At 31.6% G+C, this 22,201-nt stretch carries 22 protein-coding genes; 9 read left to right on the top strand and 13 right to left on the bottom strand.

The annotated features are described in order from the left end of the window. Positions 1-4 precede the first annotated feature (4 nt). Positions 5-637: a LysE family transporter gene (locus IEV77_RS04545; protein WP_188462259.1), complete on the bottom strand. Its 633-nt coding sequence runs from the start codon at positions 635-637 to the stop codon at positions 5-7. 2 nt (positions 638-639) lie between these two features. Then, positions 640-1,314, bottom strand: coding sequence for a tRNA (guanosine(46)-N7)-methyltransferase TrmB (gene trmB / locus IEV77_RS04540; protein WP_188462976.1), 675 nt, complete (start codon positions 1,312-1,314; stop codon positions 640-642). A 157-nt stretch (positions 1,315-1,471) separates the two neighbouring features. Here trmB and IEV77_RS04535 point away from each other — a divergent pair, with 157 nt between their 5' ends. Next, entirely contained in the window at positions 1,472-2,527 is a 1,056-nt protein-coding gene (locus IEV77_RS04535; protein ID WP_188462257.1) for a glycosyltransferase, read from the top strand. Here IEV77_RS04535 and IEV77_RS04530 read toward each other — a convergent pair. Together IEV77_RS04530 and IEV77_RS04525 are read right to left on the bottom strand one after the other, a co-directional pair. Then, positions 2,501-3,538: a sensor histidine kinase gene (locus IEV77_RS04530; protein WP_188462255.1), complete on the bottom strand. Its 1,038-nt coding sequence runs from the start codon at positions 3,536-3,538 to the stop codon at positions 2,501-2,503. The two genes, IEV77_RS04535 and IEV77_RS04530, sit on opposite strands and share 27 nt — an antisense overlap. Next, positions 3,538-4,221 carry a response regulator transcription factor gene (locus IEV77_RS04525; protein ID WP_188462253.1) on the bottom strand — a complete coding sequence of 228 codons (684 nt, stop codon included), beginning with the start codon at positions 4,219-4,221 and terminating at the stop codon, positions 3,538-3,540. Before IEV77_RS04525 ends, IEV77_RS04530 begins: the two co-directional genes overlap by 1 nt. A gap of 191 nt (positions 4,222-4,412) precedes the next feature. Between IEV77_RS04525 and IEV77_RS04520 the strand changes: the two genes are divergently transcribed. From IEV77_RS04520 to IEV77_RS04510, 3 genes are all read left to right on the top strand, one after another. Beyond that, complete coding sequence (locus IEV77_RS04520) at positions 4,413-4,745, top strand: T9SS type A sorting domain-containing protein (protein WP_188462252.1); 333 nt, start codon at positions 4,413-4,415, stop codon at positions 4,743-4,745. Between the two features lie 115 nt (positions 4,746-4,860). Next, positions 4,861-6,588, top strand: coding sequence for a T9SS type A sorting domain-containing protein (locus IEV77_RS04515; protein ID WP_188462250.1), 1,728 nt, complete (start codon positions 4,861-4,863; stop codon positions 6,586-6,588). A gap of 89 nt (positions 6,589-6,677) precedes the next feature. Further along, positions 6,678-7,658, top strand: coding sequence for a LuxE/PaaK family acyltransferase (locus IEV77_RS04510; RefSeq protein WP_188462248.1), 981 nt, complete (start codon positions 6,678-6,680; stop codon positions 7,656-7,658). 105 nt (positions 7,659-7,763) lie between these two features. Here the strand turns inward: IEV77_RS04510 and tyrS are convergent, their stop codons facing one another. Further along, on the bottom strand, positions 7,764-9,071 hold the full coding sequence (gene tyrS, locus IEV77_RS04505) for a tyrosine--tRNA ligase (protein WP_188462247.1): 1,308 nt from the start codon (positions 9,069-9,071) through the stop codon (positions 7,764-7,766). Between the two features lie 89 nt (positions 9,072-9,160). Here tyrS and IEV77_RS04500 point away from each other — a divergent pair, with 89 nt between their 5' ends. After that, on the top strand, positions 9,161-10,168 hold the full coding sequence (locus tag IEV77_RS04500) for an NAD-dependent epimerase/dehydratase family protein (RefSeq protein ID WP_188462245.1): 1,008 nt from the start codon (positions 9,161-9,163) through the stop codon (positions 10,166-10,168). Here IEV77_RS04500 and IEV77_RS04495 read toward each other — a convergent pair. From IEV77_RS04495 to IEV77_RS04485, 3 genes are read right to left on the bottom strand one after another with little or no spacing between them, the layout of a single operon-like run. Continuing rightward, on the bottom strand, positions 10,165-10,632 hold the full coding sequence (locus IEV77_RS04495) for a DUF4296 domain-containing protein (protein WP_188462244.1): 468 nt from the start codon (positions 10,630-10,632) through the stop codon (positions 10,165-10,167). The two genes, IEV77_RS04500 and IEV77_RS04495, sit on opposite strands and share 4 nt — an antisense overlap. Further along, positions 10,633-11,973, bottom strand: coding sequence for a dihydroorotase (locus IEV77_RS04490; protein ID WP_188462242.1), 1,341 nt, complete (start codon positions 11,971-11,973; stop codon positions 10,633-10,635). A 1-nt stretch (position 11,974) separates the two neighbouring features. Then, positions 11,975-12,700, bottom strand: a complete 726-nt coding sequence (locus IEV77_RS04485) for a polyprenol monophosphomannose synthase (RefSeq protein ID WP_188462240.1) — start codon at positions 12,698-12,700, stop codon at positions 11,975-11,977. Between the two features lie 108 nt (positions 12,701-12,808). On the opposite strand from IEV77_RS04485, the gene IEV77_RS04480 reads away from it, so the two are divergent. Continuing rightward, entirely contained in the window at positions 12,809-13,462 is a 654-nt protein-coding gene (locus IEV77_RS04480; RefSeq protein WP_188462238.1) for a DUF4271 domain-containing protein, read from the top strand. A 13-nt stretch (positions 13,463-13,475) separates the two neighbouring features. After that, positions 13,476-14,225, top strand: a complete 750-nt coding sequence (locus IEV77_RS04475) for a uroporphyrinogen-III synthase (RefSeq protein ID WP_188462236.1) — start codon at positions 13,476-13,478, stop codon at positions 14,223-14,225. A 64-nt stretch (positions 14,226-14,289) separates the two neighbouring features. Here the strand turns inward: IEV77_RS04475 and gldD are convergent, their stop codons facing one another. From gldD to mutY, 4 genes are all read right to left on the bottom strand, one after another. Next, positions 14,290-14,871, bottom strand: a complete 582-nt coding sequence (gene gldD / locus IEV77_RS04470) for a gliding motility lipoprotein GldD (RefSeq protein WP_188462234.1) — start codon at positions 14,869-14,871, stop codon at positions 14,290-14,292. 7 nt (positions 14,872-14,878) lie between these two features. After that, positions 14,879-16,183, bottom strand: coding sequence for a gliding motility-associated protein GldE (locus IEV77_RS04465; RefSeq protein WP_188462232.1), 1,305 nt, complete (start codon positions 16,181-16,183; stop codon positions 14,879-14,881). A gap of 31 nt (positions 16,184-16,214) precedes the next feature. After that, positions 16,215-16,658 (bottom strand): single-stranded DNA-binding protein, encoded by a 444-nt coding sequence (locus IEV77_RS04460; protein WP_188462230.1) that lies wholly within the window; start codon positions 16,656-16,658, stop codon positions 16,215-16,217. A gap of 93 nt (positions 16,659-16,751) precedes the next feature. Continuing rightward, positions 16,752-17,792, bottom strand: coding sequence for an A/G-specific adenine glycosylase (mutY, locus tag IEV77_RS04455; RefSeq protein ID WP_188462228.1), 1,041 nt, complete (start codon positions 17,790-17,792; stop codon positions 16,752-16,754). A gap of 134 nt (positions 17,793-17,926) precedes the next feature. Between mutY and IEV77_RS04450 the strand changes: the two genes are divergently transcribed. Together IEV77_RS04450 and IEV77_RS04445 are read left to right on the top strand one after the other, a co-directional pair. Next, positions 17,927-18,217 (top strand): HU family DNA-binding protein, encoded by a 291-nt coding sequence (locus IEV77_RS04450; RefSeq protein WP_188462226.1) that lies wholly within the window; start codon positions 17,927-17,929, stop codon positions 18,215-18,217. Positions 18,218-18,702: 485 nt separating this feature from the next. Next, positions 18,703-20,247, top strand: a complete 1,545-nt coding sequence (locus IEV77_RS04445) for an Rne/Rng family ribonuclease (RefSeq protein ID WP_188462224.1) — start codon at positions 18,703-18,705, stop codon at positions 20,245-20,247. A gap of 57 nt (positions 20,248-20,304) precedes the next feature. On the opposite strand, the gene IEV77_RS04440 is transcribed toward IEV77_RS04445, so the two are convergent. Further along, complete coding sequence (locus IEV77_RS04440; RefSeq protein ID WP_188462222.1) at positions 20,305-22,197, bottom strand: OmpA family protein; 1,893 nt, start codon at positions 22,195-22,197, stop codon at positions 20,305-20,307. Positions 22,198-22,201: the final 4 nt, after the last annotated feature.

The following is a 22,201-nucleotide window of genomic DNA, read 5'->3' as shown; positions in this document are numbered from 1 at the left end:
AGTGTTAATAGTACTTTCTTAGAATACTTATTAAAGTAATAATGGAGATGATACCAGTAATTATTCCAATAATAAAATTCATATTTTTTTGAGACGTTTCTTTAGTCTTCTTTATTTTATCGAAGAAGAAAATATAAAAATATAAATTTAAAAAAGACCCTAAGGTTGCTCCGGCAACATAAGTTGAAATTCCATAATTATCGAAAGTTAACCATCCAATTGAAGCAAAAGTAATGGTCATATATGCCTGAAAAGGAATTGGAAACATGTTGATGCTAGCCAAGAACATACCTTGAAAAAAACGACTTCGTTTGCTTTTAGTTATTAAATCTTTCTCTGGTTTATTATCTTTTTTTGCAATGAGCAAAAAGTAAATAGTAATTAAAACAAAAATAACAAAAGCTACTTGTTGAAGAACATTAATAATATCTGGATGCTTGGTTAAATATCTTGCAAAAACAGTAGCTAAAAGAGTTTGAAATAAAAAAATTATAACAGCTCCAATAGAGAACATAATGCCTCTGGTACGTCCTTCTTTTAAGCTAATTTTAGCCGCTGTCATGTTTAACAATCCTGGCGGAAGTGCTGCCGCAAAAGCCACAAGCATAGCTATAAAAAAGAGTGCTGTTAAATTCAAACTTATTTAATTTTAAATCGAATATACGTAATTGGTTTGTTTTGTTCTAAATATTGACTTTCATAATAGGTCTGAATACTAGTAACTTCCTCTGGACTTCCTTCTTGTTTATACACATTATGGTTTGCATAAAGTACTTCGTGGCCTTCTCCATGAAGTAAACCAAGCGTGTAACCATGCATAAATTCGCTATCGGTTTTCAGATTCATTACACCATCTGGTTTTAAAACGGTTTTATAACGTTTTAAAAATTCTGAATTAGTCATTCTGTGTTTAGTACGCTTATATTTTATTTGAGGATCTGGGAATGTGATCCAAATTTCATCCACTTCGCCTGCCGCAAAAGCATGATCGATTAATTCAATTTGTGAACGCATAAAAGCGACATTAGGCAAGTTATCTTCGAGTGCTGTTTTTGCTCCTCTCCAAAATCTAGCGCCTTTAATATCAATTCCAATAAAATTCTTGTTTGGATATTTTTTAGCTAGTGCCACAGAATATTCTCCTTTACCACAACCTAATTCCAAAACCAAGGGATTACTGTTTTTAAAAAAAATCTTGTTCCAATTGCCTTTTAAATCGAATTGATTATTCACCAATTCGTCTCTAGATGGCTGAAACACATTGGCAAAAGTTTCGTTTTCTCTAAAACGTTTTAATTTATTTTTACTTCCCACTGAATTAATTTTACAATTAAAATATAATTCGGTAAAATTAAGGAAATATATGCAAGGGGTAATATCCTTATCTTTGTTTTTATCAAAATTAGCGTGACCGATAGTAGCGGTATCCTTTTTTGATTTTTTTTTCAAAAGGCACGCCATAAAAAACCAAATGAACAAACGAATTTTAGTTGCGCCATTAAACTGGGGATTAGGTCATGCCACAAGGTCTATTCCAATTATTAATGCTTTAATTGAAAATAAGTTTACTCCTGTAATTGCTAGCGATGGTGTTGCTCTAGAGCTTTTAAAAAAAGAATTCCCCGATTTAGAACACATAGAACTTCCTGCTTACAATGTAACCTACGCAAAAAATAGACATTTTTTTAAGCTAAAGTTATTGCAACATTCTCCTAAATTACTAAAAGCTATTAAAGCTGAAAAAAAGGAAGTGAAAGAAATTGTTGAAACCAAAAACATTCATGGAATTATTTCAGATAACAGATTGGGTGTTTACAATAAACTCGTGCCAAGCGTTTTTATGACCCATCAGCTCCAAGTTTTGAGTGGTAATACCACATGGATAAGCACTAAATTACATCTAAAAATTATTAAACATTTTAATGAATGTTGGGTTCCGGACAATAAAGGGTTTCAAAATCTAAGTGGAAAACTTGGTCACACAGACACCAAGGATATAGCCGTTAAATTTATTGGTCCTTTAAGCAGGTTTACAAAAAAAGACTGCGCTATTAAGAACGATATTATGGTGTTGCTTTCTGGTCCTGAACCACAACGAACCATGCTGGAAGAAAAATTACTTTTAGAATTAAAATTTTATCCAGGGACTGTATTATTTGTTAAAGGTGTTGTTGAAAAAGAGCAGATTATAGAAAAGCGTGGCAATATGATTCTCTATAATTTTATGACTAGTGATTTGTTAGAAACGTCTTTAAATGAAAGCAAGTTAATTATTTCTAGATCTGGATATACAACCATTATGGATTTAGCGAAATTAGGGAAGCAGGCCTTTTTCATTCCTACTCCTGGACAATTTGAACAAGAATATCTAGCCGAAAGATTAGACAAACAAAAATTAGTGCCGAGCTGTAAACAAGAAGATTTCACTTTGAAAGCGCTGGAAAAAACATCTAGCTACAAAGGACTAAGCGATTTTGAATATGAAATAAACTATAAAAAATTATTCAGCCTTTTCAAGACTGAATGAAAATTCACTCCCTACACCAAGTTCACTTTCAATATATATTTTCTCGTCGTGAGCTTCAATAATATGCTTTACTATGGATAAACCTAGACCAGAACCACCTTCTTTTCTAGAGCCACTTTTATCGACTCTATAAAAGCGTTCAAATACTCTGGATAGATTTGCTTTAGCAATTCCTTCTCCGTTATCTGTAACTCTAACAATGACTTTGTTTTTAATCAGGTTTTCTATGCTAATTTCTGTAGTTCCTTTTTCTCTTCCATATTTAATTGAATTGACAATAAGATTTGTTAGCACTTGCTGAACACGTTCCACATCTGCATTTACAAAAATTGGCTTGGGATAATCGACATCTAGTGTAAGCGTGATTTTTTTCTTAGTGGCCTTCATCTCTAGAAGATCAAAAACACTTTTTATTAACTCTACTATATCGAAGGTCGCTATTTTTAACCTTAAATCTCCTGCTTCAAATTTAGTAATCATGTCTAAATCCTTAACAATATAAATAAGCCTTTCAACACCTTTATTAGCTCTTAGTAAATACTTATCTCGAATTTTACTATCGTTTATAGCACCATCTTCTAAAGTTAATAAATAGCCCTGAACCGTAAAAAGAGGGGTTTTTAATTCGTGAGATACATTGCCAATAAATTCTTTTCGATACTCTTCCCTAATTTTAAGAGTCTCTATTTCTAATTTTTTATCTCTGGCGTACTTATCTATCTCCTTGGTAAGAGTCGCCATATCTGTAGTAATAGGCTTGTTTGTTAAAGAAGCCGATTCTAATAAAGTTAAGTCGTCGTAGATTTTCTTAACCCGTCTGTAAATAAAACGTTCAGCACGATACTGGATAATAATAAAGGAAATACAGTAACAAGCAATGGCAAATAAAATTATAAGGACTGATAATTGACCCATAAGAAGCAAAAAAACACTCGTAAGGAGTGTCATTGAAAAAGTAATATACAACGCTGTTTTGAAAGCGAATTTATATGTTTTTTTTATTTTTTGCATTATTCAATAAACTTGTACCCTACACCTTTTACTGTTTTAAAGGAATCGTCTCCAATTTTTTCTCTCAGTTTTCTAATATGAACATCTATAGTTCTTCCTCCAACTACAACTTCATTTCCCCAGACTTTATCCAAAATTTCTTCGCGCTTAAAAACTTTTCCTGGCTTAGATGTTAATAAAGATAATAATTCGAATTCTTTTCTAGGCAAAACAATATCCTTGTTCTTGTAAGTAACTTTATATTCCTCTCTGTTAATTATTAAATGTCCAATTTCAAGAACTGGCTCCTCTTGCTCGTCGTCTTTTAAACGTCTTAACAAAGCCTTTACTTTACTAACCAAAAGTTTTGGCTTTATGGGTTTCGTTATATAGTCATCCGCTCCAGCATCAAAACCTGCTACTTGAGAATAGTCTTCACCTCTAGCAGTTAGAAAAGTAATAATGGTGTTTTTTAATTCAGGAATTTGTCGGATGTTTTCGCAAGTTTCAATACCATCCATTTCCGGCATCATTAAATCAAGAATAATTAAATGAGGCTTTTCTTTTTTAGCTTTTTTTATTGCTTTTAATCCATTCTCTGCAGTAATAACTTGATAACCTTCATTAGATAAATTGTAACTAACAATTTCTAAAATATCCGGTTCGTCATCTACTAAAAGAATCTTTATGTCCTTTTCATTCATATAATTTGTTTTCCAAAATACATGGTAAAGATACCATTATTCATAATTAGTTAAAGCCATAACTCCACAAATAACAATTAAGTAACATGTTTCTTACATTGAATTAACACTAGAAATCGAATTATTTTATTTTACTCTTTTTTGGTACACTTTTTGAATAAAAATCTGTAACTTTATATAAATACTTTTTAATGAAAAAGCATTACTTAATAATTATTACCATAGCAATTGGCTTGTTTACAGTAAATGGCTTTAGCCAAACTAATGGTATGGTTTTAGATAACACTTCTAACATTGAAAATCTCTCCATTTTCCCGAACCCAGTTAGTCAAGACAAAGTCTATATTACTTCTAATAGCAATTCTCCAAAAATTATTGAAATCTACAATGTTTTAGGCAAGAATATTTTAACAGTTACTCTTACACAAAATGAGTTAAATGTTTCTAAACTAAAGGCAGGCGTCTATATTCTAAAAATAACAGAAAACGGCAACTCTACCACTAGAAAACTTGTTATTAGGTAATTATTACTTCCATGTTATTATATTGTAAAATAGCTAATTAATTGTTGTTTCTAATATTTTTTAGGCATTAAATTCTTATATTTGTTTCCTTAATTATTTATATAAACAATCAATTATGAAAAAAATTTACTTATTATTATTAACATTCATGGCTACCTTAACTTATGGTCAAGACATGATTATCACTGGAGCATTTGATGGCCCATTAACTGGAGGAACACCTAAATTAATAGAAATATACGTTGCAAACGATATTTCTGACCTTTCTCTATACGGTTTTGGATCTGCTAACAATGGTGGTGGCTCTGATGGTGAAGAAATCACTTTCACTGGAACTGCAACTGCTGGAGACTTTATTTATATTTATAATGAAGGATCGAATCCAGGTTCTTTAATGACCTATTTTGGTATTACTGGAGATTATGACGATTCTTCCGCGAACGTGAATGGTGATGATGCCTTGGAGTTATTCTTTAATGGAAATGTTATTGACACTTTTGGAGATATTAACATCGATGGTACTGGATTACCATGGGATTATTTAGATGGTTGGGCTTATAGAGTTGATGGAACAGGACCTGATGGAACTACTTTTGTTGAAACAAATTGGTCTTTTAGTGGTGCTAATGCAACAGATGGCTGTTCAGATAATGCAACTTGTACTTCTCAATTTCCAATTGGAACTTATACTACAATGGGTTCTACTGAGCCTGCATTAACTATTTTAACACCTGCGGAAGGTGCAACATTAACTCCTGGAACAACTACTGCTATCCTTTCAATTAATGTACAAAATTTTAATGTTGGTGCTACTGGAAGTGGATTCGATGGACATATTCATTGGACCATTAATGGAACTGCACAACCAATGAAATACGATACAGATGATGAAGTTATTACAGTAACTGACGGAACATCTTATGCTGTATTTATGCAATTAGTTGATGACTCTCATACTCCAATTTCACCTGCAGTAGAATCTACTGTAAACTTTTCAGTAGCTTCTGCTACCGTTGTTGCAGATTTAGCTGCATTAAGAGCTGATTTTATTGCTAACGGAACTGGAGCTTATTATCAATTAACAAGCATCCCTACTGTTACTTTTACAAGAGCTAGTAGAAATCAAAAATATATCCAAGATGCAACTGCTGGAATATTAATAGATGATACATCAGGAAATATTTCAACAACTTTTGCTATTGGAGACGGTATGTCTGGTTTAATGGGACAAGCATCAGAATTTAATGGTGTTTTACAATTTATCCCTGTTTCTGATGCTTCTGTTACCACAGGAACTACAGTAACACCTCAAGTAGTTACAATTGCTACTCTTCTTACTGATTGGGAACAATATGAATCTGAATTAGTACGAATTAACAGTACAACATTTGCTGACGCTGGTGGAACTTTTGAAACCAATACGAATTACGATATTTCTGATGCTTCAACTAACTCTATGTTTTTCAGACCTTTTAACGAAGCTGATTACATTGACCAAACTATCCCTTCTGGAGCTGCGCCTTTAGTTGGTTTAATTGGTGAGTTTGGTGGTGCTCCACAGATAAGTTCAAGATCTTTATTAGATGTTACTTTGTCTGCTAACGTTTTTGAATTAAGTAACTTTAACGTTTATCCTAACCCAACTTCAACTGGATTTGTAAATATTACTAGCAAAACTAATGATGTTATTAGCGTTACCATTTTTGATATCTTAGGAAAACAAGTATTAAACAATACTGTAAATAATAACAGACTTAATGTATCTTCATTAACTACTGGTGTTTACATTATGAAAATAGCTCAAGATGGTCAAACAATTACTAAAAAATTAGTGGTTAGATAATCATTTGTTATAATACATTTTAAAAGCGTTATCAAAATTTGGTAACGCTTTTTTATTTTACATACTTTTGTCTCGAGACTTAATTCAAAATGATAGACACAGGAAACCTATTTAATATCAATACCGAAAAGGAATTTGAAGCTCTGGCTTTTAAAACCTTCAAATTTCAATTTGATCATAATGCTGTCTATCGCTCCTTTTGTGATTTACTTTATAAAAATCCAAGCGATATTAAATCTTTAAAAGAGATTCCTTTCCTACCTATTCAGTTTTTTAAAACTCATGATATCTTGAGTTCAAAACAACCTGTTCAAAAAACATTTTCTAGCTCTGGAACTACTGGAAGCATAACTAGCAAACATTTAGTAACCGATTTAAACATCTACGAAAATAGCTTTAATGAAGGTTTTAAGCAGTTTTATGGACCTATAGAAGATTATACCATTCTAGCTTTATTACCTAGTTATTTAGAACGTGATGGGTCTTCGTTAATCTATATGGTGGACTCTTTAATAAAGCAATCCCTGAAACCTAAAAGTGGTTTTTATTTGGACAATCTTTCAGAGTTAAAAGATACTTTAATTGAATTAGAGGCTCAAGGTGAAAATGTACTTTTAATTGGTGTTAGTTTCGCCCTTTTAGATTTAGTAGAAAGTCATCAGTTTCAGTTAAAAAACACCATTGTAATGGAAACTGGGGGCATGAAAGGGAGACGTAAAGAATTAGTAAGAAATGAACTTCACTCTATCTTAAAAGAAGGCTTCGGCGTTGATAATATTCATAGCGAATATGGTATGACCGAATTATTGAGTCAAGGCTATTCTAAAGGAAATGGTGTTTTTGAATGTTCTAAAACCATGAAGATTTTTGCTAGAGATCCAGAAGATGCCTTAACTATTTTAGAAAACAATAAAACTGGAGGGATTAATATTATAGATTTAGCCAATATAAATTCCTGTTCTTTTATTGCCACACAAGATTTAGGTCGTGTATATAATAATGGAGCTTTTGAAATTATTGGAAGATTTGATAATTCTGATATTAGAGGCTGTAATTTAATGGCATTGTAAGGTCAAATAACCTATTACGACCAATTAATCGCTCTGTAAAAGAGAAGATTGGTTAGTTAGTTTTTAGTAAATAAGGTCCCGATAATTTCGGGACCTTATTATTTTTTAAACCACTTTAATAATATAGGTGTTTTTCTTTCCTTTATTAAGGATAATATATTTGTTGTTTATTAAGTCTTCAGAAGTTAACTGATAACCTTCATCAACCTTTTCTTTATTTACAGATACCGCATTTTCCTTTAAAGCTCTTCTAGCTTCGCTATTAGATGCTAAGAAGTCTGTTTTTGCGGATAAAGCAGCAATCATATCGAAACCTTCATTTAAATCTGCTTGAGAAATCTCTGCCAACGGCACACCTTCAAAAACATCTAAAAAAGTTCCTTCATCTAAGGTTTTAATATCTTCTTTAAAAGATTTGCTAAAAAGAATATTTGAAGCTTTTTCAGCATTATCAAAATCGGCTTTGGAATGAACCAAGGTAGTTACTTCTTCAGCTAAGCGCTTTTGTAACAAACGTAAATGTGGCATTTGCTTATGCTCTTCAACTAATGCTTCAATTGTTACTTTATCTAAGAACGTAAATATTTTAATATACTTTTCTGCATCCTCATCACTTGTATTTAACCAAAACTGGTAAAATTTATAAACCGATGTTTTATCTGTATCCAACCAGATATTTCCACCTTCGCTTTTTCCGAATTTTGAGCCATCTGCTTTAGTAATTAACGGACAAGTCATAGCAAATGCTTTGGCTTGTTCATCCACATTCATACGTCTTACCAATTCGGTTCCAGTGGTGATATTTCCCCATTGGTCACTTCCTCCCATTTGCAATAAGCAATTGTAGTTTTTGTGTAAATGGTAAAAATCATACCCTTGAATTAATTGATATGTAAATTCAGTAAAAGACATTCCCACATTTCCTTCTTCCCCAGAAAGACGTTTTTTCACAGAATCTTTTGCCATCATGTAGTTTACGGTAATTCGTTTTCCAACATCTCTAGCAAAATCGATGAATGAAAATGTTTTCATCCAATCGTAGTTATTTACTAATATAGGTGCATTTGCTGCTTCAGAGTTAAAGTCCAAAAAACGTGACAACACATTTTTTATACCTTCAACATTCTTATTTAAAGTCTCTTCGTTTAATAAATTACGCTCATCGCTTTTTCCAGAAGGATCTCCAATCATTCCTGTAGCTCCACCAACCAAGGCAACAGGTTTATGTCCTGCTTTTTCAAGATGCATTAATAAGATAATAGGCACCAAACTACCTATATGTAAAGAATCTGAAGTGGGATCGAAACCAATATAAGCTGTGGTGCTTTCCTTATTTAATTGTTCTTCAGTTCCTGGCATGATATCGTGTACCATTCCTCTCCAACGTAGCTCTTCAACAAATTTATTAGCCATTATTCCTGTTTTAATCGTTTTATTTGGGCAAAGATAAAAATCAATGAATAATTACTATCTCTTTATTAATAATTCTTTACTTTAGTTTCATGATATTAGTTACTGGAGGTACTGGATTGGTTGGTTCGCATTTATTATACGAACTTATAAAAGAAGATAAACCTATAAAAGCAATTTATAGGGACGAAAAAAAACTTTCTATCGTAAAAAAAGTATTCTCTTATTATTGTAAAAACCCTGAGGAACTCTTCAAAAAAATTGTTTGGGTTAAAGCCGATTTGCTAGATATTTCTTTATTAACTGAAGCTTTTAAAGATGTCACTTATGTGTATCATTGCGCCGCCTTTGTTTCTTTTGAACCCAACAAATACCATTTATTAAGAAAAACTAATATTGAGGGCACAGCCAATATCGTTAACTTTTGCATTGCCAATCATGTTGAAAAACTTTGCTATGTCAGTTCTATTGCAACCATAGGAACAGCAATTAATAGCGATATAGATGATGAAGAAACTATTTGGAATCCTGAAGCTGACAACAGTGTATATGGCATTACAAAATATGGTGCTGAAATGGAAGTATGGCGAGGCACTCAAGAAGGTTTAGATGTTGTAATAGTTAATCCAGGTGTTATAATTGGCCCAGGAATTTGGGAATATGGCAGTGGTAATATTTTTGAAAAAGTCTATAAAGGTTTGCCTTTTTTTACAGAAGGTGCTGTAGGCTATGTGGCTGTTTTTGATGTGGTAACTTGTATGATAAGACTCATGGAAGGTCAAATTAAAAACGAACGTTTTATTTTGGTAGCGGAAAACATGTCTTACAAAGATTTTATAAATCAGATTGCTAAGACGCTAAGAGTGAAAGCGCCAACTAAAAAAGCAGGTTCCTTTTTATTAAATTTAGGATGGAGATTAGACTGGATTCACCATAAGTTAACAGGAAAACCGCGAACCCTAAGTAAACAATTAGCAAACAGCTTAGAAACTAAATCTGCTTATAACAATTCTAAAATTAAAACACTTTTAAATTACACGTTCATACCAATAGATAAAAGTATTGAAGCCGTTTCTTCTATTTTTATAAAGGAACACTAATTCTTTTTTAAATCTTTAGGTGGAATTGGATTCTCTTTAAGAGGTTCTTTAAGTAACTCTTTAACTTTACGTTTAGATTTTTTTATTGAATCTAAAATCATAAGTTCGTCATGATCTCTATCTGCTAAAGTTTCGTATTTAATTCTTAGATTTTTAAGACTATCATCCACTTTCAATATTATTTCTTGATAGACTTTTATGTTATAGGTATAATATTCATTACTTAAAACAAATTGCAAACTGTCTATGTTGTGCTTCTTATAAATATAAGCATCAGGAATAATCCCATTTTTTTCTATAACAGATTTATTAATGCCTTTTGCGGAATTTATTAATGCCACATCTATTAAAATATCAGCCATCTGCTCCTTAGGAATTAAATTCTTCGGCTTTTTTATTTTTGCAGAATTACTACAAGCAATTAAAAAAGCAAACAACGTTATGACTGTAAGTATTTTCCTCATTTATCTGTTGAAAGTTAATCGTTTCCCATGTTTGGAAGCACTTAGTTTAGAATTCTCATAAACTAAATGACCATTCAAAATAGTATGTGTCACTCTAGATTTAAAAGCTGTTCCTTCAAATGGAGACCAACCACATTTGTATAGTATATTTTGCTTATTAACTGTCCAAGGTTTATTAAGGTTTACAATTACTAAATCGGCAAAATAGCCTTCTTTTAAAAAGCCTCTTTTTTCAATTTGAAAAAGTATGGCAGGATTATGACACATTTTTTCAACGACCTTTTCTATAGAAATTTTTCCTTTATGATGTGCTTCTAACATAGCTACCAATGCATGTTGTACTAACGGACCTCCAGAAGGTGCTTTGGTGTAAACTTGTCTCTTTTCCTCTAGTGTATGTGGCGCATGGTCTGTAGCTAGCACATCTATTCTACCATCTAAAAGAGCTTTCCAAAGTTCATCTCTATCTTTTGCTGTTTTAACGGCCGGATTCCACTTTATTAAAGTGCCTTTGGCTTCATAATCTTCTTCACTAAACCAAAGATGATGTACGCAAACTTCAGCAGTTATCTTTTTATCTTTTAATGGAATTTTATTCGAAAACAATTTGGTTTCTATTCCAGTAGAAACATGAAACACATGCAATCTAGCTCCTGTTTTCTTTGCTAATTCGATAGCTTTTGATGATGAAATATAACACGCTTTATCGCTTCTAATATGTGGATGAAGTTTGATAGGAATATCGTCTCCATATTCCTTTTTATATATTTCTAAATTTGCTTGTATAGTAGCTTCATCTTCACAATGAACTGAAATAATCATGTCTGTACTTGAAAATATCTTTTCTAGTACTTCTGGGTTATCAACCAGCATATTTCCAGTTGAAGAACCTAAAAATAATTTTAATCCCGCCACCTCTTTAGGATTTACTTTTAAAATTTCGTCCAGATTATCGTTTGTACCACCAAACATAAATGAATAGTTGGCGTAGGATGTTTCTTCAGCAATTTTAAATTTATCATTTAAAGCTTCAATAGTAGTGGTTTGCGGATTGGTATTGGGCATTTCTATGTAAGACGTTATCCCTCCAGCTATAGCGGCTTTAGATTCCGTTTCAATGGTTGCCTTTTGGGTTAAACCTGGCTCTCTAAAATGCACCTGATCGTCGATAACACCTGGAATAACATAATTACCTTCGGCATCAATTATCTGCACCTCTGAGGATTTGGCACTAATAGAAATAGATATTTCTTTTATTATATCATTTTCAACTAGAATGTCTCCTTCAAAAATCTCTCCTTCGTTAACTATTTTCGCATTCTTAATTAGTATCGTACTCATATTATTTGTTGTTGAAAATACTTTTTAATTTCATTTTAATAACTCCAAAAATAGCTTCGGAAATAATGCCTCCACTCATTTTAGATTTTCCTTTTTTTCTGTCGGTAAAAATTACTGGCACTTCAACAATTTGAAACTTTTTTAAATAAGCTTTAAATTTCATTTCTATTTGAAACGCATAACCTACAAACTCAATTTTATCTAGATTAATAGTTTCTAGAACGTTTCTTTTATAACAGACAAAACCAGCTGTTGTATCCTGTATTTTCATTCTTGTAATAAATCGGACATATTTTGAAGCGAAATACGATAGTAAAATACGACTCATTGGCCAATTTACAACGTTTACACCATCTATGTATCTAGAACCGATAGCCACATCTGCATGCTCCAAAAAACAAGCGTTATACAGTTGGATTAAATCGTCTGGATTATGTGAAAAATCGGCATCCATTTCAAAAATATACTGATAATCCTTTTCTAAACACCATTTAAATCCGGCGATATAAGCTGTGCCCAAACCTGTTTTTTTATCTCGATTTAATAAGAATAATTTATCATTAAACTCTTGTTGCAATTCTTGTACCTTTGCAGCAGTTAAATCGGGGGAATTATCATCCACCACTAAAATATGAAACGCTTTATCTTGAGAAAATACAGCTTTTATGATAGCTTCTATATTCTCTATTTCATTATAGGTTGGGATAATGACAATAGCGTCTTTCATTAAAAAGTGTATAATTTCAACAAATGTAAACTATTTAAAAGAGATAGTTTTTTAAATATTCCTTAAAAAATATGAAATAAGTATTATTTTTTATAATAATTTTACAACATGTTACGTCCAATATTCTCTAACGATTTTTTCATAATATTAATTGTAATTAGCCTTGTCTTTGTGGCAATAACTAAATTATTATTCGAAAAAAGATTCAATCAATTTGCTTCTATTTTAATTAATTCTAGTTATTTAAAAATCTATTCTAAAGATCAAAAATTTATCGATTTATTTGATGGCCTTTTGTTTTTCAACCTCATATTTTCAGCTTCCATATTTAGCTTTATAAGTTACAATACACTATTTGAAAATATTGAAATATCTCTTCCAATTATTTTAAAACTGATGCTTGGTATCGGTGTCTTTATTTTAATTAAAGTTTTACTGGAAAGACTTATCGGGAGTCTTTTTAGTATCGACAATTTAATAGATAGGTATTTATTTCAAAAAACTAGCTATAAAAATTTCTTAGGACTTGTGCTAATTCCTCTAAATGTTATTTTTCTTTTTAGTATTTCTCCAAATGAGACTTTAATTTTTAGTGCTATTATCCTTTTAGTCTTAATAAACACCATAGGTTTGCTTACTTCCTATAAATCAAATCTTAATTTAATTAAAAGAGATTTTTTCTATTTTATTTTATATCTTTGCGCACTCGAAATTGGACCTTATCTAATAGTATATAAGGTTCTAATAGAAAACAAAGTATAACACATTCTAGCCTATGAAAGTGAAAACAATTTTAGTATCTCAACCAGAACCTAAAATCGAAAATTCGCCTTACTTTGATCTTCAAGAAAAGCAAAAAGTTAAAATAGACTTTAGACCTTTTATTCATGTCGAAGGAGTTGATACAAAAGAAATAAGATTACAAAAAGTTGATTTAAAAAACTACTCAGCAATAATTTTAACAAGCAGAAATGCCGTAGATCATTACTTTAGAGTTGCAGATGAAATGCGATTCAAGGTTCCTGATTCTATGAAATATTTTTGTCAGTCGGAAGCTGTTGCCTTTTATCTTCAGAAATATGTAGTTTATAGAAAACGTAAGATTTATGTTGGGAAACGAAATTTTGCTGAATTATCTCCTTTAATTAAAAAATATAAGGACGAAAATTTCTTACTACCTACAACTGATAAATTAAAACCTGAAGTACCAAAAATTTTAAACGAATTAGGTGTTAATTGGAAAGAAGCTGTTTTTTACAAAACTGTAATTAGCGACCTCTCTGATTTAGCCGATGTTTTATATGACATTTTAGTATTTTTCAGTCCGTCTGGAATTGATTCACTTTTTCATAATTTCCCAGAATTCAAACAGAATGAAACGCGAATAGCCGTTTTCGGAAATACCACCATTAAAGCTGCAGAAGATCAAGGATTAAGAGTTGATATTGCGGCTCCAACACCTGAAACCCCTTCAATGACCATGGCTTTGGAAAAGTATATAAACGAGGTTAATAAAAAGAAATAAATTTTATAAACTATATAAGATCAAAAAAAAGCATCTCTTTCAAAATTTTGAAGAGATGCTTTTTTTATTTCCAGGTAATGCTTTCCATAATTTGCTTAATATCTTTTTCAAGATACTTCGCGGCTGGATAAATAGAGTCGTAATTAGGCTTTGCATAGAAGTACAAAGAACCAGTTAAAAAATGATTTGTACTATCTGTTACATAAAACTGAGATTGCGATGCTGCATTACCTCCTATTTCATATAACATGCCATAAATTTTTCTATCCTTATTCTCGAAAGGTTGTTCCACAATTTCATCAGCTTTTTTGGTATGTTCTTGGGTGAATTTTTGTGCATCACGTAAAAAAGCTATTAAATTCTCTTCGTTATTATCGATACTCTTGTAGGTAAGGTAAATGGCTCCTTTTAAACTAGGGTATTGTAAAGTTACTCCATAACTTTCTGTTGGACCTTCCAAGCTTTTGGTTTCAACTTGAGATGCTAATTGATTTTTTTCAAAGTTAAATGGTAAATTAGCATCTAATTCTTGGTAAGAAGCCTCAGGAAATTCCAATCTCAAATAAGCCTCGGGTTTAGGTACAGGATCTTGTTTACAGGATACGCAAATAAAAAGAATACAGATAACTAAAAGACTATGTTTCATATGGGTTTTATGGTAAAGTAACTTTAACTCGTTTTATACGTTTATTATCTAATGCTTCAATAGTAAACAAGTAATTTTCGAATTTAATTTTACTTCCTGTTTTTGGGAAACCACCAGAAATTTCTAATACAAAACCTGCAATGGTTTCGGCTTCACCTTTTTCATTTTCAAAAAGAGAATCGTTTTCAAGCTTAATGATTTTATAAAAGTTCTTTAAGGGCGTTTTTCCTTCAAACACGAAATTTTTATCGTCTAATTTAGAATAAACTAGATCTTCATCATCATATTCGTCACTAATATCTCCAACAATTTCCTCAATAATATCTTCTAAAGAAATCAAACCAGAAGTACCTCCATATTCATCTACAACAACAGCCAAATGGACTTTTTTCTCTTGGAATTCCGCCATTAAATCGTCCAGCTTTTTATTTTCTGGCACAAAAAATGGTTCTCTTAAAAGACTGGTCCAATCAAATTGCTTTCTATCAATGTAAGGCAACAAATCTTTCACATAAAGAATTCCTTTAATTTTGTCAATATTATCTTCAAAAACAGGAATTCTAGAATACCCATGACTTACAATATCCGGAATAATTTCTAAATATTTCTGATTGATATTTAATGCGAAAATATCGATACGCGGACGCATTACTTGTTTGGTATCTGTATTTCCGAAGGACACAATGCCTTGAAGGATTTTTTGCTCTTCTTTTGTTGTATCGTACTCACTAGTCAATTCTAATGCTTGCGATAATTGATCAACACTTAAATTAGATTTCTGTTTCCCTAATTTACTATGAATCCCCAAAGTAATACTTCGCATAGGCAGACTTAAAGGAGAAATTAGAACATCTAAAACCCTTAAAGGATAAGCCATAAAATTTGAAAATTTCAGTTTATTTCTACTGGCATAAATTTTAGGTAAAATTTCGCCAAAAAGTAAAATTAAAAAAGTAATGACTATTACTTCTACAACAAATCTAAGAATTGGATGTATAATACCAGCAAATAGATAGTCGCCCAAGTAGGCAAACAAAATAACAATACCAATATTTATAAAATTATTAGCCACCAAAATGGTTGCTAATAGCTTTTTAGGTCTTTCTAAAAGTGAAGAAATAATTTTAAAGGTATTTGGGTTTTCTTGTAAACCTTCTTCTAAATCGGTTCTATTTAAAGAAAAAAGTGCCACTTCTGCGCCAGAAATAAGTGCAGAGCAAGCAAGTAGCAGCGCTAACAATAAAAAACCAAAAACAATTGAAAAATCAATTGTTGAAATAAACGCATAAAAACTCGAGGGTTCAGGGTCCAATGATTATAGCTTTAATTATATAAATTTATGGTTAAAAAGGAAGATCGTCTTCTGCTTCTTGTTGAGCTGGTTGATTTTTATTAATATCTACAGGTTTCTGAGCTGTTTGATTGCTTGTCTGTTGATTATCATTCTCATTTTTAGTTGTTAAAAATGTGAAATCTGTACAGTGTATTTCGGTAGAATATCTATCGTTTCCACTTTCATCTTGCCATTTTCTGGTTTTAATTCTACCTTCAATATATACTTTGTCACCTTTAGAAAGATACTTTTCGCAGATTTCGGCAGCTTTATTTCTTACAACAATATTATGCCATTCTGTATTGGTAACGCGCTCGTTGGTTTGCTTATTGGTATAGGTTTCGTTTGTTGCCAAAGGAAAACGCCCAATACAATTTCCACCATCAAAATAGTGCATTTTCACTTCATCACCTAAATGCCCTATTAGCATAACCTTATTTAATGTTCCAGACATAATTTGTTTATATGTTAATAATCAGCAAAATTACGTAATTGCTTTTCATTTCTTTAAATTTAATAAAAAATTATGAACGAATTTGTTAAAGCTCTAAAAATTAAAGTCTTCAATAAAATTTTCAATTAAAACAGGCACCGCAAAATCTCTAATTTTTTTAATAGGAATCCCTGAAATTGGTAATTTTCTCAAATTAATAATCCAGAATTTAGTATGAAGGTGTTGGTGTGAAAGTTTATGAACAATATCGACATCATTATATAAGGACAACTCATAATTTAGGTCCTTTATAATCGTATAGTCTTTTAATTGAGAATGAAATTCCTTTAAGTTTGGATCTTTTTCAGTTTCGATTAGCGGAAATTGATAGAGATTTTTCCAAATGCCTTTTTCCTCACGCTTCTCTATAATGGTTTCACGAGAATCTGAAACAAAAACCAAAAAGTTAAAATACTTTTTTATTGGCTTCTTAGCTTTGATTTTTACTGGTAATTGATCTACCAAATGATCCTTAAAAGCAACACAAGATTTATTAAAAGGACAAACAGTACAATCTGGGTTTGTTGGAGTGCATTGTCTGGACCCAAAATCCATTATGGCTTGGTTGTGTTCTGCTGGGTTTTTCTTACTTAAAATATCTTGAGCCAAAGCTTTAAAGACTTTAAATCCAATTGTAGTATTAATAGGAGTGTCGATACCATAATATCTGGACAAAAAACGATAGACGTTACCATCCAATACGGCCGTTTTTTCGTTAAAACAAATGGATGCAATTGCACTAGCTGTATAATCTCCAATTCCATTTAATGCTAAAAGTTCTTTATAATTGTTAGGAAACTGACCATTTAAAGTATCCACTACATGCTTTGCCGTGGCATGTAAGTTCCTCGCTCTAGAATAATAACCCAAGCCTTGCCATAATTTTAAAACGTCGCTCTCGTCTGCATTGGCAAGGTCAAAAACCGTGGGGTATTTAGCTGTAAAAGCCTCATAATAAGGGAGTCCTTGTTTAATTTGTGTTTGTTGCAAAATAATTTCTGAGAGCCAAATTTTATATGGATTTATGGTGTTACGCCATGGGAAATCACGTTTATTAATTGAGTACCAAGATGTTAAAACTTTTGTAGTGGTCATTAAAAATGTCTATTGAGAGCAAAAATAAACGTTTATATTCTTAAATTTAAATGAATTAGGTTTGAAATATTGAATATTAAATTCCTATATTTGCATCCCTTTAAATAATTAATAGTAACTTAAATAGATTAAAAATGACTAAAGCTGATTTAGTAACGAAAATTTCTGAGAAATTAGGAATAGAAAAAGGTGATGTTCAGGCAACTGTTGAAACATTTATGGAAGAAGTAAAGACTTCTTTAGAGAGTGGAGACAACGTGTATTTAAGAGGTTTTGGTAGTTTTATAGTTAAAACTAGAGCGGAAAAAACTGGAAGAAATATTTCAAAAAACACAACCATTAAAATTCCAGCTCACAACATCCCAGCATTTAAACCTGCAAAAGTATTTGTAGAAGGAGTGAAATCAAACGTAGAGGTTAAATAAAGACCCATAATATTAATTTAAAAAACCAGTACTTATGCCAAGTGGTAAAAAGAGAAAAAGACACAAGGTTGCAACGCATAAGCGTAAGAAGAGAAGACGCGCTAATCGTCACAAGAAAAAGAAATAAATCCAAAAAGTAGTTAATAACTACTTTTTTGGTTTTATAACAAAAACGTTCTTTGACATGAGTTTATAAATTTTGCATGACCTTGCATTAGTATAAACTCCACGGATTTATTAAAATCCTGTGACATGTAATACCTATAATATGGGATCGACCCATGAATATGTTATTACGTGATATCCTACCGTATTTTACGGTGGATATAAAAATTGTATCATCCATCTGTACAGCATAGTTGTAGGTTGTTAGTTGTTAGTTGTTGGTTGTTTTTTGTTAAGTTTATTGCTTAGCACGATTGCAACTTAACACCTATACAACTTCACGACATTACAACTTTAAAGTATGGATAAAAATTAACAAAATGGATAAAGAATTGATTATTCGATCTAGTTCAGACCATGTTGATTTTGCCTTATTAAAAGATGGAAAATTAATTGAATTACAGAAAGACGAAGGAAGTAACAACTTTTCTGTTGGCGATGTGTTTATTGCCAAAGTAAGAAAATCTGTTCCTGGGCTAAATGCTGCTTTTGTAAATGTTGGCTACGAAAAAGATGCCTTTTTACATTATCATGATTTAGGACCAAAACTCCCTTCGCTTTTAAAATTCACAAAAAGTGTAAGCACAGGTAAACTAAGAGATTTTTCTCTTAACAAATTCCCATTTGAAAAAGATATTGATAAAGACGGCAAGATTAATGACGTCATAAAATCAAATCAGTCTATTTTAGTACAAATTGCTAAAGAACCTATATCCACCAAAGGCCCTAGAATAAGCTCAGAGCTTTCTATTGCTGGTAGATATATTGTTTTAGTTCCATTTTCTGACAGAATTTCTATTTCACAAAAAATAGAAAGTAAAGAAGAAAAAGAAAGACTAAAACGCCTTGTTAAGAGTATTACTCCACAAGGGTTTGGTATTATTGTACGTACAGTAGCTGAAGGCAAAAAAGTAGCCGAACTAGATAAAGATTTACAAAATTTGTTAGGTCGCTGGACCGCAATGTGTAAAAAGCTACATAAAGCACATCATCCAAGTAAAGTTTTAGGAGAACTAAATAAAGCATCGTCTATTTTGCGCGATATTTTTAATGACTCCTTTACAAGTATTGTTGTTGATGATGAAGAGCTTTACATTCAAATTAAAGATTATGTGCAGGAAATTGCACCAAAAAAAGAATCAATCGTTAAGCTATATCAATCTACTGTTCCCATTTTTGAGAAGTTTGGAATAGAAAGACAAATAAAAACATCTTTCGGAAAAACGGTTTCAATGGCTAAAGGAGCATATGTCATTATTGAACATACAGAAGCATTACATGTTATTGATGTTAATAGTGGTAATAGATCTAATAAAGAAAACAACCAAGAAGACACTGCCTTAGAAGTAAATTTAATTTCGGCGTCTGAGATTGCAAGACAATTAAGCCTCCGAGATATGGGAGGAATTATTGTGGTTGACTTTATTGATATGAATAAAGCTGAAAACAGAAAAAAGCTCTTCAATCATCTTAAAGATGAAATGAAACACGATAGAGCAAAACACAAAATATTGCCTCCAAGTAAATTTGGATTAATTCAAATAACAAGACAACGTGTTCGACCAGAAATGAACATTAAAACCAGAGAGGACAACCCCGATGGAGCTAATGGCGAAGAAGTTGAAGCACCAATTGGCTTGGTACAAAAGATTAATTTTGATCTTGAGCAATTATTAAAAAAAGACTATACAAAGGTAACTTTAAACACGCATCCTTTTATAGCAGCCTATTTAACTAAAGGTTTTCCATCGATTCGTTCAAAATGGTTTTTTGAACATAAGAAGTGGGTTAAAGTTTTACCAAGAGATGCTTACACATACTTAGAATATCATTTTTTTGATAAAAATGGTGAACAAATTAAATAATAAAAAAGCCTTGCTAAATATTAGCAAGGCTTTTTTTATGCGTGATGTTTTCTATATTTATTTAGAAGGACCTCCGCTTACAATAATAAATTCTGAACGTCTGTTTGTTTGATATTCTTCTTCAGTACATTTATTACCACAATCAATTTTTGGATCGCTCTCTCCTTTTCCAATACCTGAAATTCTATTAGCTTCAATACCTTTAGAGATGACATACTGTACGGTAGATTTTGCACGTCTATCAGATAATTTCTCATTATAACTTGCCGGTCCTCTACTATCTGTATGAGATTCTGCTAAAATAACCATATTTGGATATTTATTCATAATGGCAACTAGCTTATCAAGCTCGAAAGCGCCTTGTTCTGTTATGTTTGCTTTATCGAATTCAAATAATATTGGATTTAGAACAACTCTATCCTCGACTATAATATGCTCAATAGGATCTAAATTAAGTTGAAATGAAGCTTCCTTTTCTTTGCTTCCAGAGAATGTAACACTATTACTTACATATTCTTTTAAAACGCCCGAAAAGTCTAAAGTCTTATCGCAAGAAACTGTGTATTCCAATTGTCCATTTGCATCTGAAGTTTGTGTTGAAACAACACGTCCGCTAGCATCTTTAATAGTAACCGCTACGCCAGCTAAAGGGTTATTAGTAACATTATCCACAACTGTTGTGATAACATTGACATTACAAGGCTCTAAACGCTTAAGTGCATAAACATCGTCATTACCTTTTCCTCCTGGACGATTGGAAGAGACAAAGCCTTCTCCAGTTTCCTCGTTAATAGTAAAAGCTAAATCGTCTGAATTACTATTTACAGGAACACCTGCATTTACAGCATCGCCAGATTCAGAGATATAAAACACATCTAAACCTCCTAAACCTAAATGACCGTTAGAAGAGAAATAAAGTACGTCTGTATCACTTATATAAGGAAACATTTCTTGACCTTCCGTATTAACTTTAGCACCTAAATTTTCAACAGTTCCAAAAGAACCATCGCTATTAATCGCTGCTTTATAGATATCGAAATAACCAAAACCTCCAGGCATATCTGAAGCAAAATAAAGTGTTTTACCATCTTTACTTACAGATGGACTTTTTACTGAGTACTCTTTATTGTTTAAGATTAAAGGTTGAACATCGGTCCAATTCTCACCATCTTTTGTTGCTTTAAATAAGTACAATAAACTTTTTTTAGTTTTTGCTTCTTTATTTTTTTCAAAATCCCCTTCAGAGAAACTTTCTCTAGAGAAGTAAATGGTGTTACCATCTGGACTAAAAGATACTAATCCTTCATGGTATCTTGTATTTACTCCATTAACCAATTCTGCTTCAATACCAGCGGCATCTCCACCAACAGCTACACGATAAATATCTAAATATGGCTCATCGTTCCAACCATAATTTCTTCTAGCATTGTTTCTTGCTGAAGAGAAATAAAGGTTACCGTCTAAAACAGTTCCTCCATAATCTGAATATTCAGTATTGAATTCTAAAGATGAAATGTCGTATAATTTTTCCCCTTCTAAAATTCCTGGAATGTAATCTGGATTTGCAATAAAAGCGATGGCTCTATCGTCTTTAGGTTTTGCATCAGCAAATTTTTTCATCCATTTATTAGATTCATCATACTTCCCATTCGCTTTAAGCATTTGAGAGTATCTGTAAATCATTTCTGGATCTTGATTTGTTTCAAGCGCTTTAGCATACCAACGTTCAGCTTCTACTGTACTGAAAATATTATAATTTGCTTCAGCTAATTGCCCATAGACATACTCGTCGGCTTTTCCATTTTCTACTATTACAGTATAGGCTTCGATAGCTTCAATAAATTCATATTTATTAAAATACTTATCAGCATTTTGGGTGTTTTTGTTTTGAGCAGTTATACTTAAACTACTCATTAATATGATTGTAAAAAATATATTTAATTTTTTCATAATG

This window comes from Xanthomarina arctica, assembly GCF_014638915.1.
GTDB classification, from domain to species: Bacteria; Bacteroidota; Bacteroidia; order Flavobacteriales; family Flavobacteriaceae; genus Xanthomarina; species Xanthomarina arctica.
The sequence above is the reverse complement of the archived record's forward strand: the minus strand, read 5'-3'. Positions and strand labels throughout refer to the sequence as shown.